12 protein-coding genes are annotated in these 13,447 nt (G+C 64.5%); 6 read left to right on the forward strand and 6 right to left on the reverse strand.

Going from position 1 to position 13,447, the window contains the following annotated elements; genetic code table 11:
* Nucleotides 1-18: 18 nt before the first annotated feature.
* Nucleotides 19-1,311 carry an ABC transporter permease gene (locus U1R88_RS18890; RefSeq protein WP_322432639.1) on the reverse strand — a complete coding sequence of 431 codons (1,293 nt, stop codon included), beginning with the start codon at nucleotides 1,309-1,311 and terminating at the stop codon, nucleotides 19-21.
* Nucleotides 1,308-2,924: a sugar ABC transporter ATP-binding protein gene (locus U1R88_RS18895; RefSeq protein WP_322432640.1), complete on the reverse strand. Its 1,617-nt coding sequence runs from the start codon at nucleotides 2,922-2,924 to the stop codon at nucleotides 1,308-1,310. The genes U1R88_RS18890 and U1R88_RS18895 overlap by 4 nt, the downstream gene beginning before the upstream one ends.
* A gap of 324 nt (nucleotides 2,925-3,248) precedes the next feature.
* Here U1R88_RS18895 and U1R88_RS18900 point away from each other — a divergent pair, with 324 nt between their 5' ends.
* On the forward strand, nucleotides 3,249-4,160 hold the full coding sequence (locus U1R88_RS18900; protein WP_322432641.1) for a GntR family transcriptional regulator: 912 nt from the start codon (nucleotides 3,249-3,251) through the stop codon (nucleotides 4,158-4,160).
* A gap of 117 nt (nucleotides 4,161-4,277) precedes the next feature.
* Here U1R88_RS18900 and U1R88_RS18905 read toward each other — a convergent pair whose 3' ends face one another.
* From U1R88_RS18905 to U1R88_RS18915, 3 genes are all read right to left on the reverse strand, one after another.
* Nucleotides 4,278-4,658 (reverse strand): endonuclease domain-containing protein, encoded by a 381-nt coding sequence (locus U1R88_RS18905; RefSeq protein WP_322432642.1) that lies wholly within the window; start codon nucleotides 4,656-4,658, stop codon nucleotides 4,278-4,280.
* A 225-nt stretch (nucleotides 4,659-4,883) separates the two neighbouring features.
* Nucleotides 4,884-6,089 (reverse strand): elongation factor Tu, encoded by a 1,206-nt coding sequence (gene tuf, locus U1R88_RS18910; protein ID WP_322432643.1) that lies wholly within the window; start codon nucleotides 6,087-6,089, stop codon nucleotides 4,884-4,886.
* 364 nt (nucleotides 6,090-6,453) lie between these two features.
* Nucleotides 6,454-8,274, reverse strand: a complete 1,821-nt coding sequence (locus U1R88_RS18915) for a DEAD/DEAH box helicase (RefSeq protein ID WP_322432644.1) — start codon at nucleotides 8,272-8,274, stop codon at nucleotides 6,454-6,456.
* A gap of 394 nt (nucleotides 8,275-8,668) precedes the next feature.
* Here U1R88_RS18915 and U1R88_RS18920 point away from each other — a divergent pair, with 394 nt between their 5' ends.
* Both U1R88_RS18920 and U1R88_RS18925 read left to right on the forward strand, forming a co-directional pair.
* Nucleotides 8,669-9,499 (forward strand): rhomboid family intramembrane serine protease, encoded by an 831-nt coding sequence (locus U1R88_RS18920; protein WP_322432645.1) that lies wholly within the window; start codon nucleotides 8,669-8,671, stop codon nucleotides 9,497-9,499.
* Nucleotides 9,500-9,587: 88 nt separating this feature from the next.
* The gene (locus tag U1R88_RS18925; protein ID WP_322432646.1) at nucleotides 9,588-10,184 is read left to right on the forward strand and encodes a TetR/AcrR family transcriptional regulator; all 597 of its coding nucleotides are present in this window, start codon (nucleotides 9,588-9,590) and stop codon (nucleotides 10,182-10,184) included.
* Nucleotides 10,185-10,391: 207 nt separating this feature from the next.
* On the opposite strand, the gene U1R88_RS18930 is transcribed toward U1R88_RS18925, so the two are convergent.
* Nucleotides 10,392-11,027, reverse strand: a complete 636-nt coding sequence (locus tag U1R88_RS18930; protein WP_322432647.1) for a LysE family translocator — start codon at nucleotides 11,025-11,027, stop codon at nucleotides 10,392-10,394.
* Between the two features lie 119 nt (nucleotides 11,028-11,146).
* On the opposite strand from U1R88_RS18930, the gene U1R88_RS18935 reads away from it, so the two are divergent.
* The 3 genes from U1R88_RS18935 (at nucleotide 11,147) to alkB (ending at nucleotide 13,441) form a co-directional block, all read left to right on the forward strand.
* The gene (locus tag U1R88_RS18935; protein WP_322432648.1) at nucleotides 11,147-11,845 is read left to right on the forward strand and encodes a helix-turn-helix transcriptional regulator; all 699 of its coding nucleotides are present in this window, start codon (nucleotides 11,147-11,149) and stop codon (nucleotides 11,843-11,845) included.
* A gap of 87 nt (nucleotides 11,846-11,932) precedes the next feature.
* On the forward strand, nucleotides 11,933-12,727 hold the full coding sequence (locus U1R88_RS18940) for a DUF72 domain-containing protein (protein WP_322432649.1): 795 nt from the start codon (nucleotides 11,933-11,935) through the stop codon (nucleotides 12,725-12,727).
* A 75-nt stretch (nucleotides 12,728-12,802) separates the two neighbouring features.
* Entirely contained in the window at nucleotides 12,803-13,441 is a 639-nt protein-coding gene (gene alkB, locus U1R88_RS18945) for a DNA oxidative demethylase AlkB (RefSeq protein ID WP_322432650.1), read from the forward strand.
* Nucleotides 13,442-13,447 lie beyond the last annotated feature (6 nt).

Consider the following 13,447-nt stretch of genomic DNA (forward strand, 5'->3'; position numbering starts at 1 on the left):
TGAAGTTTCGGCGGTTGATCATGGGGTTTCCTCCAGCTTGTTATAGGTCTTCTCATCCTGCGCCTCGGCTTGCGGGCTCGCCCGGAGCGACGCGAAGATCTGGCCAAGATTGCGTTCCTGCAGCAGCACGGTGAGGATGATGATCAGCCCCTTCATCACCAACTGGACGTTGGTGGAGATGTTGTGAAGCTGCAGGATATTGGTGAGCAGGCCGAAGATGAGCACGCCGACTAGCGTGCCGGCCAGGCTCCCGCGCCCACCCATCAGGCTGGTGCCGCCGATTACGACGGCCGCGATGGCGTCGAGTTCGAGGCCGACGCCGGCATCGGGCTTGCCCTGGCGGTATTGCGCCACATAGAGCACGCCGGCGATGCAAGCGAGCATGCCGGAAAAGGCGTAGACGGAGATCTTCACCGGCGTGACGGCGATGCCGGACAGCCGCGTCGCCTCTTCATTGCCGCCGATGGCATAGACATAACGGCCGAAGGCGGTGAATTTCAGCACCACCATGAAGAGCGCAAGCGCTGCCAGGAAGAACAGGCCTGGCACCGGCAGCACGCCCCATAGCACGGCACGCAGCAGATCGATGTCGGCTGTGGCGTTGGTGCCGGAATAGACCGCGACCACGGCACTGTCCTGGCCGGCGACCAGGCGGGCGAGGCCGAGCATGGTGACCATCATTGCCAGGGTGACGATGAAGGGCTGCAGGCGGCCACTGACGATGATCGCGCCATTGAGCGCGCCGACCGCAAGCCCGACGCAGGCGACGGCAATCAGGACGCCGGGCATGCCGAACTGGCTGCCGGCCTGGGAGGCCAGCCAGAGCGTCAACAGGCCGGCGACGACGATGCCAGCCGCGACGGGGAGCCAGACTGCCGAGAGCGCCGATCTACGGCGGCTTGGGTGGATCGGCGTTGACGTCGCGGCCGATCTGCCCGTGCCGACCTGCCCGGAGATGAAGGAGACGATCAGGGCGACCCCGACCATCGCAACCAGGAAGGTGATGGGCAGAGCAATGCCCGCAGCCACGGTGAAGCCCGGCTGCGTAAGCAGCAATGCCGCCAGCACGGTGCCCAGGGCCAGGATCGAGCCGACGGACAGATCGATGCCGCCGATCAGGATCACCATGGTCATGCCGACGGCGACCAGGCCGGTGATCGAGACCTGGCGCAGCACGTCCGAGAGATTGCCGGAGGTGAGGAAGATGTTCCGCCCCTTGGAAGTGACCGGCGAAAAGGCCACGCCGATCGCAAAGAGCGCGGCGAGGCCCCAATACAGCTTGGTCCGCGACAGAAGTCTCAGAAAGGTCATTGACGGCTCATTGACGGCATATTGGGGGCAGGCGGGAGAGGTGGAATGCCGGTGGGCTCGGGCAGGGCGGCCGACCGTCGAGGCGAGGCAAGGGTCATGATCGCTTCCTCGCTGGCCTCCCGGCGTTCGAGGATCCCGGCTTGGCGCCCTTCCTGCATGACCAGCACGCGATCGGAGAGCAGCAGCAGTTCGGGCAACTCGGAGCTGACGACGAGGATGGCCATGCCCTGTCCGGCGAGGCGGAAGATGAGGTCATAGATCTCCTTCTTGGCGCCGATGTCGATGCCGCGCGTCGGCTCGTCGAGCAGCAGGATGCGCGGACCGATGGCGAGCCATTTGCCGATCACCACCTTCTGCTGATTGCCGCCGGAAAGTTCGGCCACGACCTGCTCGTGCGAGCGGCAACGCACCGAAAGGCTGGCGATCGCCTCGCGGGCAAGCCGGGTTTCCAGCGGGTCATCGCGCAGGCCGAAGCGTCGCAGCAGCGGCTGGGAGGGCAGCGAAACGTTGTCGCGGATGGCCGAGTGCAAGAGGAGCCCCGTCGCCTTGCGGTCTTCCGTCACCAGAGCGAGGCCGTGCCGGATGGCCTGGCGCGGATTGTCGATCCGGACCTCGACACCGTCGACGAGGATCCGGCCCTCACGGCGCCCCGTGGTGGCCCCGAAGATGGTTTCCAGGATCTCGGTGCGGCCGGAGCCGAGTAGGCCGGCGATGCCAAGGATCTCGCCGCGATGCAGGCCGAAGGACACGTTGCGCAACACGCGTTTCCAACCGCCCCGCGCCTGGGGCAGGCGGAGGCCGAGGCCATGCACGGCCAGGGCTTCCGCCGAGCGGTCAGGCGTGTGCGGCGGCGTGGCGAGGCTGAGATCGCGGCCGACCATGCTGGCGATGATGCGCTCGGGCGTCAGCTCCGCCATGGCAGCCGTCAGCACGCGCCGCCCGTCGCGCATCACCGTGACGCGATCGGCGAGCAGGGAGACCTCGTCCATGCGATGGCTGATATAGACGATCGCCACGCCCGAGGCGGCAAGCTTGCGGATGATGCCGAACAGGCGCTCGCATTCGCTCGGCGACAGGGCCGAGGTCGGCTCGTCCATGATCAGGACCCGGGCTTCCAGCGAAAGCGCCTTGGCGATCTCGACCAGTTGCTGCTCGCCGACGCGCAGCGATCCCACGCGGGCTTCGGGATCGAGGGAAACGCCGAAGCCCGTGAGCAGGTCGCCAGCAGCGTGGGCGAGGCCGCGGCGGTCGACGAACAGTCCGGCGATACGCGGTTCGCGACCGAGAAAGATGTTCTCGGCCACGGTCATCTCGGGAATGAGGTTGAGTTCCTGATGGATGATGGCGATGCCGGCGGCCTGGGCTTCCCGCACCGACGTGAAGCGAAGGCCGAGACCGCGACTGAACAGGCTGCCGTCGAACTCTGTCAGGATGCCGCTGACGATCTTCATCAAGGTGGACTTGCCGGCTCCGTTCTCGCCCACGAGCGCATGCACCTCCCCGGCCGCGACCGAGAAGTCGACATCATGCAGGACGGGGACGCCTGCGAACCGCTTGGAGATGCCACGCGCTTCCAGTGCGGCATCACTCGGTTCGAGCCGGGTGGCGAGCATTGTGCGTTTCCAAAAGTGTTTTGCGATTTGAGGGCATCGCCTCGAATCGCAAAGACGCGTCGAACCGAAGTGCGAGCCAAAGCGCGGTTTAGCCAAAACGCGCTTTGCTTCGGACACCCTTGTTGTGTAGGTGTCTTTTATTTATAGAGAACACTAGCATGCACTGCTAGGGGCGACAAGGGCACAAAGCGTCGCGACCGCATTGGGCCGGCTATCTCAGCTCTTGCTTGATTGTGCAGCCGTGAATCGCATCTATGCGGGCCACGCAGCGACAACCAGACGTCGAGCGACAACGAAATGCGACTGTAATCCTGAGGAACGGCGATGCCGCGCCCGCGCAATGTCTCGATGAAGGCCACCAATCTGGCCCTCGACATCATGGCGAAGCTGCAGCCCGGTGCGCAGCTGCCGCCGGAGGCTGTGCTGGCGCGCGAGGTCGGCGTGAGCCGTACGGCGATGCGTTCGGCCCTCGAAGGCCTGGAACAAGTGGGGCTGGTCCGGCGCGACGGCCGGCGGACCCTGCTGCACCGGCTGCCGTTGGCCTCGGATTATTTCGGCGTGGCCGAAACCGAGAGCCGTTCGGATCTGGTGGAACGACGTTTTCTCGAGATGGCCGTCGCCGGGGATCTGATGCCCGGACGCAATTTCTCGGAGGCCGAACTCGCACGGACCTTCGGCGCCAGCACGGTGAGCGTGCGCGAATTCTTGATCGGTTTTTCACGCTACGGCCTGGTCGAGAAGGCGCCGCGCGGAGGCTGGCGGCTCTGCGCCTTCGATGCCCCCTTCGCCCGTGAGCTTGCGGCAACGCGGCGCACTTTCGAGATCGAGGCTATCCGGCTTTTCACGCAACGCAGCAGCGCTGATCCGGTGTGGCGGGAGATCGGCCGGCTGATCGAGACCCATGAGGCCATGAGCCGGGGAGGGGACGAGGTCATCCGCCAGTTTCCGCAACTCGACCGTCGCTTTCACCGCTTCCTGGTGGATCAGCTCAACAATCGCTTCGTGACGAGCTTCTATGACGTGGTGTCCTTCGTCTTCCATTACCACTATCAGTGGCGCAAGGACGACGAGATCGAGCGCTACCGCACGGCGCTGGCCGAGCATCTGAGCATCCTCACGGCCCTGAAATCCGGCGTGATCGAAGAAGCGCAGATGCGGCTCGAAGAGCATCTGCAAACCTCGGTGCGCACCCTGCTGGAGTCGGCGATCGGAGCGGGCCAGGAGCGGGCCGGATGAGGCGCGGGTCCCTCCCCACGAAGCTGGGGAGGTCACGCACACAAATTGTGTGCGTTGCCTCGCGCAGCGAGGTCAGGAGGGGTGCAGGCCGCTTGCTCAGCCTCTGATTATGAAGGGCTACATCTTACTTCGCTTCGTCAACCCCAATCGCACTGCGTTGTGGATGGTATCCTCGACCATCATGCCGCCGATAGTCGCCTCATCCCGAAAACGCAAAACCGTCCACCCCAGACGTTCAAGCCAGCTTTGACGTTCGCGATCTCGGGCTTGCGCTTCATCGTCGTCGTGGGTGTGTCCGTCGACCTCGATGATCAGTCGAGCTGAAGGACAGGCGAAGTCAGCGAAATAGGGGCCGATCGGCATTTGCCGCCGAAAGCGAGCTCCAACGCCATTTCGACGCAACAATTGCCAGAGAAATGCCTCTCCCTTGGTCATATGCGAGCGTGCGTCGCGAGCGAATTTGCGCGATGTCCGGCGAAAAAGGCGAGGCTCTTCCATGTGGCGATGCTGGCACAGAGCAAGGTAATTGCAAGCCTGTTTCTGACCTTGCAAAGGTGGTTTGAGCGGCCCGCACCCCTCCCGACCTCGCTGCGCGAGGCAACGTACACAATTTGTGTGCGTGACCTCCCCAGCTTCGTGTGGAGGGGACCCGTGCCCTATTCTGAAAAGCCGGAATAAGCCTTGAACACGGAGGGCAGTCGCCCGCCCTCCGCTTTGCTGCCCTCAGTCGAGCAGCCGGTTGATCACGCCGGCCCCCACCGTGCGATTGCCCTCGCGGATGGCGAAGCGCGTATTGGCTTCGAGCGCGATGGCTTCGTTGAGGGCAATGGTGAGCACGACGGTGTCGCCGGGCATCACCATCTCGACGTCCGGCGGCAGTTCGATACCGCCGGTGACGTTGGCCGTGCGGAAGAAGAACTGCGGCCGGTAATGGCCGAAGAAGGGCGTATGACGCCCGCCTTCCTCCTTGGTGAGAACATGAACCTCGGCCTCGAAGCGGGCATGCGGCTCAACCGTGCCGGGCTTGGCCAGAACCTGGCCGCGCCGGACTTCCTTGAGCTCGACGCCGCGCAGCAGGCAGCCGACATTCTCTCCGGCGAGACCCTGGTCCAGGATCTTCTGGAAGGTCTCGATGGAGGTGACCACCGTCTTGCGACGGGCACCGAAGCCGACGAGCTCGACCTCGTCGCCGAGCCTGACCGCACCGCGCGCGATCAAGCCGGTGATCACCGTGCCCCGGCCGGAGACGGTGCGCACGCTCTCGATCGGCATCAGGAAGGGCCTGTCCTCGGCGCGCTCGGGCAGCTCGATCGTGCTGTCCAGCGCCTCGAAGAGCCGGAGGATCGCCTCATCCGCCAGTTCGCCCCTGGCCCCGTTGAGGGCCTGCAGGGCGGAACCGCGGATGAAGGGCACCTTGTCGCCCTCGTAGTTCTGCCGGCTCAAGAGCTCGCGGATCTCGAGCTCGACCAGATCGATCAGCTCAGGATCCTCCACCGCATCGCACTTGTTGAGAAACACCACGATGCGGGGCACGCCGATCTGCCGCGCAAGCAGGATGTGCTCGCGAGTCTGCGGCATGGGTCCGTCCAGTGCGGACACCACCAGGATCGCGCCATCCATCTGCGCTGCGCCGGTGATCATGTTCTTCACATAATCGGCATGGCCGGGACAGTCGACATGGGCGTAGTGGCGGTTCTGCGTCGAGAACTCCACATGCCCGGAGGCGATGGTGAGGATCTTCGAGGCATCGCGCATGCCCTGGGCCGCGGAGGCGCGGGCCACGTCCTGATACGAGACGAAAGCTCCCCAACCTCGATCGGCCGAGACCTTGGTGAGCGCCGCGGTCAGCGTCGTCTTGCCATGGTCGACGTGGCCGATGGTGCCCACATTGCAATGGGGCTTGATCCGGGTGAACTTTTCCTTGGTCATGCTACACCTGTGGTGCTTCTCCGGCCCTCGCTTGGGGAGGTTGCACGGCTCAGGGCACCACGAGAGCCAAAAAAGTGCCCGGAACCGCTCTTGCGTCCGGGCTGGCTCGATCTCAGGTGATTTCGGTCCGGCCTAGGGCAAAGCGCGTGCGGCCGAGGAATCGATATTCCTCGGGATCATCAGCGATATCGACGATGACGTCCGCATGGGTCCGGTGCCTTGTGGCGGGATGACGAAGTGCGGGGCGCAAATAGGCGCTTGGCGAAGGAAATGCAAGGGGAGATTCGAGAAGGAGGCTTGCAGGATGAGGCGCGACTCCCTCCCCACGAAGCTGGGGAGGGATGTTGCGAGCACTCGGCTTGTCTTACCCCTCGCGCCCGCGCCGCTTGCCGGGCTTCTCGTCGGACCAAGGTTTCTTTTCATCCGACCAAGGCTTCTTGGGGCCCTTGCGGTGGGGCTTTGGCTCGCGCGGGGCCTCCTCGCCGCCACGATCGCGATAAGGCTGGATGCGGATGTTCTCCTCGTCCGGCCGGCGGGCATTGGCGGCGAAGTGCTCGGCAGCGTCCTTGGCGATCTCCACCACGGTCTCATTGTCGAGGATCTTGATGTTGCCGATGTCGCGGCGCTTTACGCCGCCGCGACGGCAGAGCATCGGCAGCAACCATTTCGGATCGGCATTGTTGCGGCGCCCGATCGAGAGGCGGAACAGCACGGCATTGGGATCGGACGGCGCCTCGTCCCGCTCGAAGCGACGCGGGCGCTCGGAGCGTTCGGGACGGTCGTCGCGCTCAAAGCGGGAAGGACGCTCGTCGCGGCCATAGCGATCGTCGCGCTCGAAACGCGACGGCTTGCGGTCGCGTCGCTCAAAGCTGTCACCGGGATCGCTGATCTCCTCCGGCTCGGGCAGGCGCGAACGGTAGACGCGGGCAAGCGCGGCAGCGATGTCCTCGGCGCTGCGGTTTTCGAGCAGCAGCTTGGCGATGGCCAGGTCTTCCTCGCCGGGAGCTTCCGTCAGCAGCGGATCTTCCAGCATGCGCTGCTGGTCGAGCACGCGGATTTCGTCGGCGGTCGGCGGGCCCATCCACTGGGCCTTCACGCCAGCCTGGCTGAGCATGATCTCGGCCTTGCGGCGGCGCGACATCGGCACCAGCAGGGCACTGATACCCTTGCGGCCGGCGCGGCCGGTGCGGCCCGAGCGATGCTGCAGTTTCTCGGCGTCGGTGGGCAGGTCGGCATGGATGACCAGGCCGAGATTGGGCAGGTCGATGCCGCGCGCCGCCACGTCGGTGGCGACGCAGATCTGGGCATGGCCGTCGCGCAGGGCCTGCAGCGCCTGGTTGCGCTCGTGCTGGCCGAGTTCACCCGAGAGCAGAACGGCTGAAAATCCGCGCTCGCGCAGGGTCGCATGCAGATGGCGCACGGATTCGCGCGTATTGCAGAACACGATCGTGGTGGGGGAGGCGACGAGGCGGAGCAGGTTGACGACAGCGTGCTCGGTCTCCTTGGGGGAGACGCGGATGGCGCGGTATTCGATGTCGGCATGGCCGCGCTCGGCGGTCTTCACCTCGATGCGCAATGCGTCCTTCTGATAGGTGCGCGCGATGGCGACGATGCCTTTGGGCATTGTTGCCGAGAAGAGGAGTGTGCGGCGGTCGTCGGGGGTGGATTTGAGGATGAATTCGAGATCCTCACGGAAGCCGAGGTCGAGCATCTCGTCGGCCTCGTCGAGCACCACGGCGCGCAGGGCCGACAGATCGATGCCCTTGCGCTCGATGTGATCGCGCAGGCGGCCGGGCGTGCCGACCACGATATGGGCGCCGTCGGCGAGCAGGCGGCGCTCGCGGCGCGGGTCCATGCCGCCGACGCAGGAAACCACGCGCCCGCCAGCTTTCTGGTAGAGCCAGAGCAATTCATGCTCGACCTGGATGGCGAGTTCGCGGGTCGGAGCGATGATGAGGGCGAGGGGCGCATCGGCCTGTTCGAAGCGCTCATCGTCACCGAGCAGGTCGCGTGCGATGGCCAGGCCATAAGCGACCGTCTTGCCCGAGCCGGTCTGGGCGGAGACGAGCAGGTCGCGGTCAGCGGCGTGATCGGCCAGCACAGCCGACTGAACCGGGGTCAGTTCTTCGTAATTGCGATCGGTCAGAGCCTGGCGAAGGGCCGGGTTCAGGGAAGGAAGGGTCACGGGGAAAGCCTGTCGATGAGGAAAACCGGTCATGTGAAATGCCGGGTCGGGGGCGGCGCGCCCACGGGAATAAAGTCCGCGCGCCAGCGTCCACTTCTGCAGGATTTCACTGATGGAGGAGCCCAATACAGCAAATCATCGGCAATTGCGAGGGCGATCACGCGATACTGCTGCGCGTTTCCGGCATGACGGCGAGCGCATGAGCGGTGGAGACGGCGTTATTGGCCTTTCACGGCAGGCCAGTGCTCTTCCTACCTGCAGTGTCCGCCGGAGGATGATTGCTCGCCGCAACAAACCCGGCAGGCGCGCGCGTCGGCGCCCGAATCCGTATTGCCAAACAGACAGGCGCTCATGCAAACATCGCAGAAGCGGGCGGGAGAGGAATGGCTAACCGATGGAAGAGTCTGCGACGGAGCGCGAACCTTTTTTCCGCTATTACGCTCGCTATCTGGTCGCCAAACGTGGCTACAGGCTGGGAGCCTTGCCCCAATCGGAGGAGCTGCTGCAGCACTGCGACTATGTGCTGACCAGATCGGCCGGCAACCGTGTCTCTATTGCCGCGATCGTCAACTGCGACAGCGCAGAGGGCAAGATCTTCACCATGCCGGCGCAGAGCCTCGCGGGTCTTGCGCGGCATATCGCCGGCTCGCTGCCGGCTTCCGCAAAACTCGCAATCACGATCTATGAGATCGGCTCTCGTGCGATCGGCCGAACAGACAAGTCCCGCCTCTCGGGCCATAAGAGCCGTGGCAAGGGCTATGCCACCAGGGCAATCGCCGTCGACGTTTCGAAGCGCCGCGCTTGGCCCTTGTCCCTGTTCGGGCGTCGTTTCGGCGCTGCCGGGCAGATGGAGAAGATCCTCCATGCGCCGCGGTTGTCCGCGGCGGAATTGTCGACGCCGGAACGAGCGGCCAAATTGAGAAGGCAGGTCTTTGTCTGGATATTGATGGCTCTGTTGGCGGCGATTTTCATCGTTGAGCAGGTCTTCGCCTTCGGCGAGACGGGAAGGCCGGTCGTGCCGACCATCGAGACCCTTCAGGTCCTTGGAGGCCTCGGCCATCCGATGGGGATTGGGGAGGGACGATGGTGGCACTCGTTCACGGTGCCGCTGCTGCATGCCGACATCCCGCATATCGGCTTGAGTTGTCTTGCGTTGTTCCCAACATTTGCGGCGATCGAAAGTCGATGGGGAGAGCGCGTGATGTCCGGCGACAGCGGGTCTTAGCCGGACCGATCTGGTAGGAACGACTCCTGCTCTTGTGCATTGCAACAAAATTATTGACAAATCTGTCCGAAACGGTGTTTCTGCTGACATGGCAAGACCGAAAGAATTCGATCGTGACGAGGCGCTCAAGCGCGCCACCGCCGTATTCTGGGCCAAGGGCTTCGAGGCGGCATCCACCGACAATCTGCTTGTGGCGATGAAGATCGGCCGCCAGAGCCTCTATGACACGTTCGGCGACAAGCGCCGCCTTTATCTGGAGGCGCTCGGGCGCTATCAGGCGGTCAATCTCGCCAATCAGCTGGCGCAGCTCGACGCGGAAGCATCGCCCCTCGCCGGGATCCGCCGGATGCTGCTGGCGGTGGCGGAAGCCGATCCCTCCTTCCGGGCACTCGGTTGCATGAATGTCGGCGCGATCGTCGAGTTCGGTCGGAACGACGAAGAAATCGCCGGCATGCTCGCCGAGAGCGAGGCCGCGCTCGATGCGGCGCTGGAGGGCAGCCTGCGCAAGGCCAGGGCAGAGGGCGAAATCGGTACGGCCACGGATATCAAAGGGGCCGCGCGTTTCATTCAGGCGACCCTGCGCGGCCTCAAGGTCAGCGGCAAGGCCGGTGCGGACACGCAGAGCCTGCGTCAGACCGTCGAGTTCGCTCTCGCCGCCTTGACGAGGGACGCGCGCCGGAGCTGAGGCGGCGCTTATACCAGGTCGCATAATGTTTGACCGATGCCTGCAATGCGGGCGCTGTCATTCCCGGCCGAGCGTGGCGAGGGGAAGGGAATCCAGGGGCCATGGGACGCGACCTTTAGCCCCTGGATCCCCTTCCCAGGGTCGAAGACCCCGCCGGGGATGACAGAGCCTTTCGCACCAACGGGTCAACAATTCGGCAACCTGGTATCACAGGCTGGGGAGCCTGTGGGCGAGGCCGAAGGCCGCAATCGCCACCAGCAGCAATCCCACGCTGCGCCCGGCCCAAATGGTGAGGGCGGGGCTCGACGTCAGGGCGTCGCGCCCGCGGGCGGCCATCAGGGCCAGTCCGCCATAGACGGCAAATTGGAGCAGCACCGTCATCAGGCCCATCACCACAGCCTGGGGCCAGAGCGGCCCGAAGCGCGGGTTGAGGAATTGCGGATAGACCGCCAGCACGAACAGCCAGGCTTTCGGATTGAGCAGGCAGGTCATCAGCCCTTGACCGAATATGCGCGCCAGCGCCGCAGCGTGGCCGGTTTCGACCTCGCCGACGGTGATCGAGCTGCGCAGCAGCCGGATGCCGATCCAGATCATGTAGGCAGAGCCGACCACGATCATGGCGGTGGCGAGGGCCGGGACCAGCCGGCTGAGGGCGGCGACGGCGACCGTACCGAACAAGGTATGGCAGACGCCGCCTGCCATGATGCCCGTGGTCGCGGCAAGGCCCGCGCGCCGTCCGCCCGTCAGGGCATTGGCGAGTACGAAGAGCATATCCATGCCCGGTACGATGATGATGCCGGCGAGCAGGATGAGGAAGAGCCAGAGATTGTCGGTATAGGTCATGTCAGTTGCCAGCCAGGGGCGAGGCCTGTTCGCTGACATCCTCGCCGCTTTTTCAAAGGGTTGGTTGCCTCTATAGAGAGAGGCAACTGACAAGGATGTGTCAGTTGTGAAGGGGTCTCATGCGCAAGGCGGCACGTCTGTTCGAGATCATCCAGATTCTCAGGTTGGCGAGGAAACCGGTCACGGCCGCCGCCATCGCGGAGGCCCTGGAAGTCACCATGCGTTCGATCTATCGCGACATCGCCGCACTGCAGGCCATGCGGGTGCCGATCGAGGGAGAACGGGGCATCGGCTATGTCCTGCGCTCGGGTTTCGACCTGCCGCCCTTGATGTTCTCGATCGAGGAGACCGAGGCGGTGATGCTCGGCCTGGCCCTGATCGAACGCGCCGGCGATCCCGAACTGACGCAGGCCTCGCGGCGAGCCGGCGCGAAACTGGCGGGTGCGGTGCCCGAGCCCCTGCGCCAGTTGTTCTCCTCGCGCACGCTGCATGCCTGGGGCGACATCGCGCCGACGCCCGAGCGCATCGACCTCGGCCTGGTGCGCCGGGCCATCCGCGACGAGGAGAAGCTCGATCTCGACTATCGCGACGAACAGGGACAACAGACGCGGCGAACGATCCGCCCGCTCGCGCTGATCTATTATTCGCAGGCCTTCGTCCTGGTGGCCTGGTGCGAACTTCGCCACGCAATCCGCAACTTCCGCGTCGATCGTGCCTTGTCCTTGACACCGACGGGACAATATTTCCGCCATGACGGCGACCGCTTGCGTGAATTGTGGATTTCGGGCTGGCAGATCAACCAGGGGCAGGCAGGATAAGGAGCACTCATAGGCCAGAGGTTTCGGGTTGCCTGACTCAGCGTGCTATGGTCGGTTGTCGACCGAGAACAAATCGGGAGAATTCGCATGACTGGCCAAATCCGCGTCGGCATCGGCGGCTGGACCTTCGAGCCGTGGCGCGGCAGCTTCTACCCCGCCGACCTGACCCAAAAGCGGGAGCTCGAATACGCCAGCCGCCAGGTGACGGCGATCGAGATCAACGGCACCTATTATGGCTCCCAGAAACCGGAGAGCTTCGCCAAATGGCATGCGGAGACGCCGGATGATTTCGTCTTCGCGATGAAGGCGAACCGCTTCGCCACCAACAAGAAGGTGCTGTCGGAGGCCGGAAAGTCGATCGACATGTTCATCGGCAGCGGCATCGTCGAATTGAAGAACAAGCTCGGGCCGATCAACTGGCAGTTCATGCCCACCAAGAAGTTCGATCCGGCCGATTTCGAGGGCTTCCTGAAGCTCCTGCCCAAGAGCCATGAGGGCCATGCCTTGCGCCACGTCGTCGAGGTCCGCCACGACAGCTTCAATGTACCGGAATTCATCGAGCTGGTACGGGCCTATGATGTCGGCATCGTCCTGACCGACAAGGCGGATTTTCCGCATATCCATGATGTCACGGCTCCCTTTGTCTACGCGCGACTACAGGCGGCGAAAGAAGAAGAAGAGCTTGGCTATGCCGCCGCTGCGCTGGACAACTGGGCCGAGCGGGCCAAGGCCTGGGCCAAGGGCGGCGAGCCTGCCGATCTCGACAAGACCTCGGACAAGAAACCCTCCCAGGCGGCCAGCCGCGACGTCTTCGTCTTCATGATCAACGGCTTCAAGCCCAAGGCCCCCACTGCGGCCAAGGCCTTGATCGAGCGCTTGTAAACGCCGTCGGAGAACAGGGCAGGGACGCTGCCGTTGGGTCACACAGGCGCCCAGATTATGGGCCAGAACAAGCAAATGATGGATCTGTTCAGCTTCGACCAGCCCAGCCGCCTCGACATAGCAGAGGGCGCCGTGCTGTTCGGCGGCCGTGCCCTCGCCAGCGAAGAGGCCCTGCTTGCCGCTCTCGATACGGTGGTGGCCGCCGCCCCGTTCCGCCATATGGTCACGCCTGGCGGCTTCACCATGTCGGTTGCAATGACCAATTGCGGCCGGGCCGGCTGGGTGACCGACAGGCGCGGCTATCGCTACACGGCGGAAGATCCCGAGACGGACCAGCCCTGGCCGGAGATGCCCGGGGCCTTCGCCGTCCTCGCACGCGCGGCGGCGGCGGAGGCAGGATTTCCCGGCTTCGAACCGGACGCCTGCCTGATCAATCGTTATGAGCCCGGGGCCAAGATGTCGTTGCATCAGGACAAGGACGAGCGCGATTTCAGCAAGCCTATCGTCTCGGTCTCGCTCGGCCTGCCCGCCATGTTCCAGTTCGGTGGCCTGTCACGCAGCGACAGGCCGAGCAAGGTGCCGCTGCAGCATGGCGACGTGATGGTATGGGGCGGTCCGGCGCGTCTGGCCTATCACGGCATCCTGCCGCTGAAGGAAGGCCAGCATCCTCGCCTGGGGCGCAATCGCATCAACCTGACCTTCCGCAAGACCTGACGCCTG

The sequence above is a fragment of the Labrys sedimenti genome, assembly GCF_034424805.1.
In the GTDB taxonomy this organism is placed as follows: Bacteria; Pseudomonadota; Alphaproteobacteria; order Rhizobiales; family Labraceae; genus Labrys; species Labrys sedimenti.

Excerpts from the sequence above, each read along its gene's own strand:
- U1R88_RS18890 (WP_322432639.1), bottom strand. The coding sequence starts at position 1,311 with ATGACCTTTCTGAGACTTCTGTCGCGGACCAAGCTGTATTGGGGCCTC.
- U1R88_RS18940 (WP_322432649.1), top strand. The coding sequence starts at position 11,933 with ATGACTGGCCAAATCCGCGTCGGCATCGGCGGCTGGACCTTCGAGCCG.
- U1R88_RS18905 (WP_322432642.1), bottom strand. The coding sequence starts at position 4,658 with ATGGAAGAGCCTCGCCTTTTTCGCCGGACATCGCGCAAATTCGCTCGC.
- U1R88_RS18925 (WP_322432646.1), top strand. The coding sequence starts at position 9,588 with ATGGCAAGACCGAAAGAATTCGATCGTGACGAGGCGCTCAAGCGCGCC.
- U1R88_RS18920 (WP_322432645.1), top strand. The coding sequence starts at position 8,669 with ATGGAAGAGTCTGCGACGGAGCGCGAACCTTTTTTCCGCTATTACGCT.
- tuf (WP_322432643.1), bottom strand. The coding sequence starts at position 6,089 with ATGACCAAGGAAAAGTTCACCCGGATCAAGCCCCATTGCAATGTGGGC.
- U1R88_RS18895 (WP_322432640.1), bottom strand. The coding sequence starts at position 2,924 with ATGCTCGCCACCCGGCTCGAACCGAGTGATGCCGCACTGGAAGCGCGT.
- alkB (WP_322432650.1), top strand. The coding sequence starts at position 12,803 with ATGATGGATCTGTTCAGCTTCGACCAGCCCAGCCGCCTCGACATAGCA.
- U1R88_RS18900 (WP_322432641.1), top strand. The coding sequence starts at position 3,249 with ATGCCGCGCCCGCGCAATGTCTCGATGAAGGCCACCAATCTGGCCCTC.
- U1R88_RS18935 (WP_322432648.1), top strand. The coding sequence starts at position 11,147 with ATGCGCAAGGCGGCACGTCTGTTCGAGATCATCCAGATTCTCAGGTTG.
- U1R88_RS18930 (WP_322432647.1), bottom strand. The coding sequence starts at position 11,027 with ATGACCTATACCGACAATCTCTGGCTCTTCCTCATCCTGCTCGCCGGC.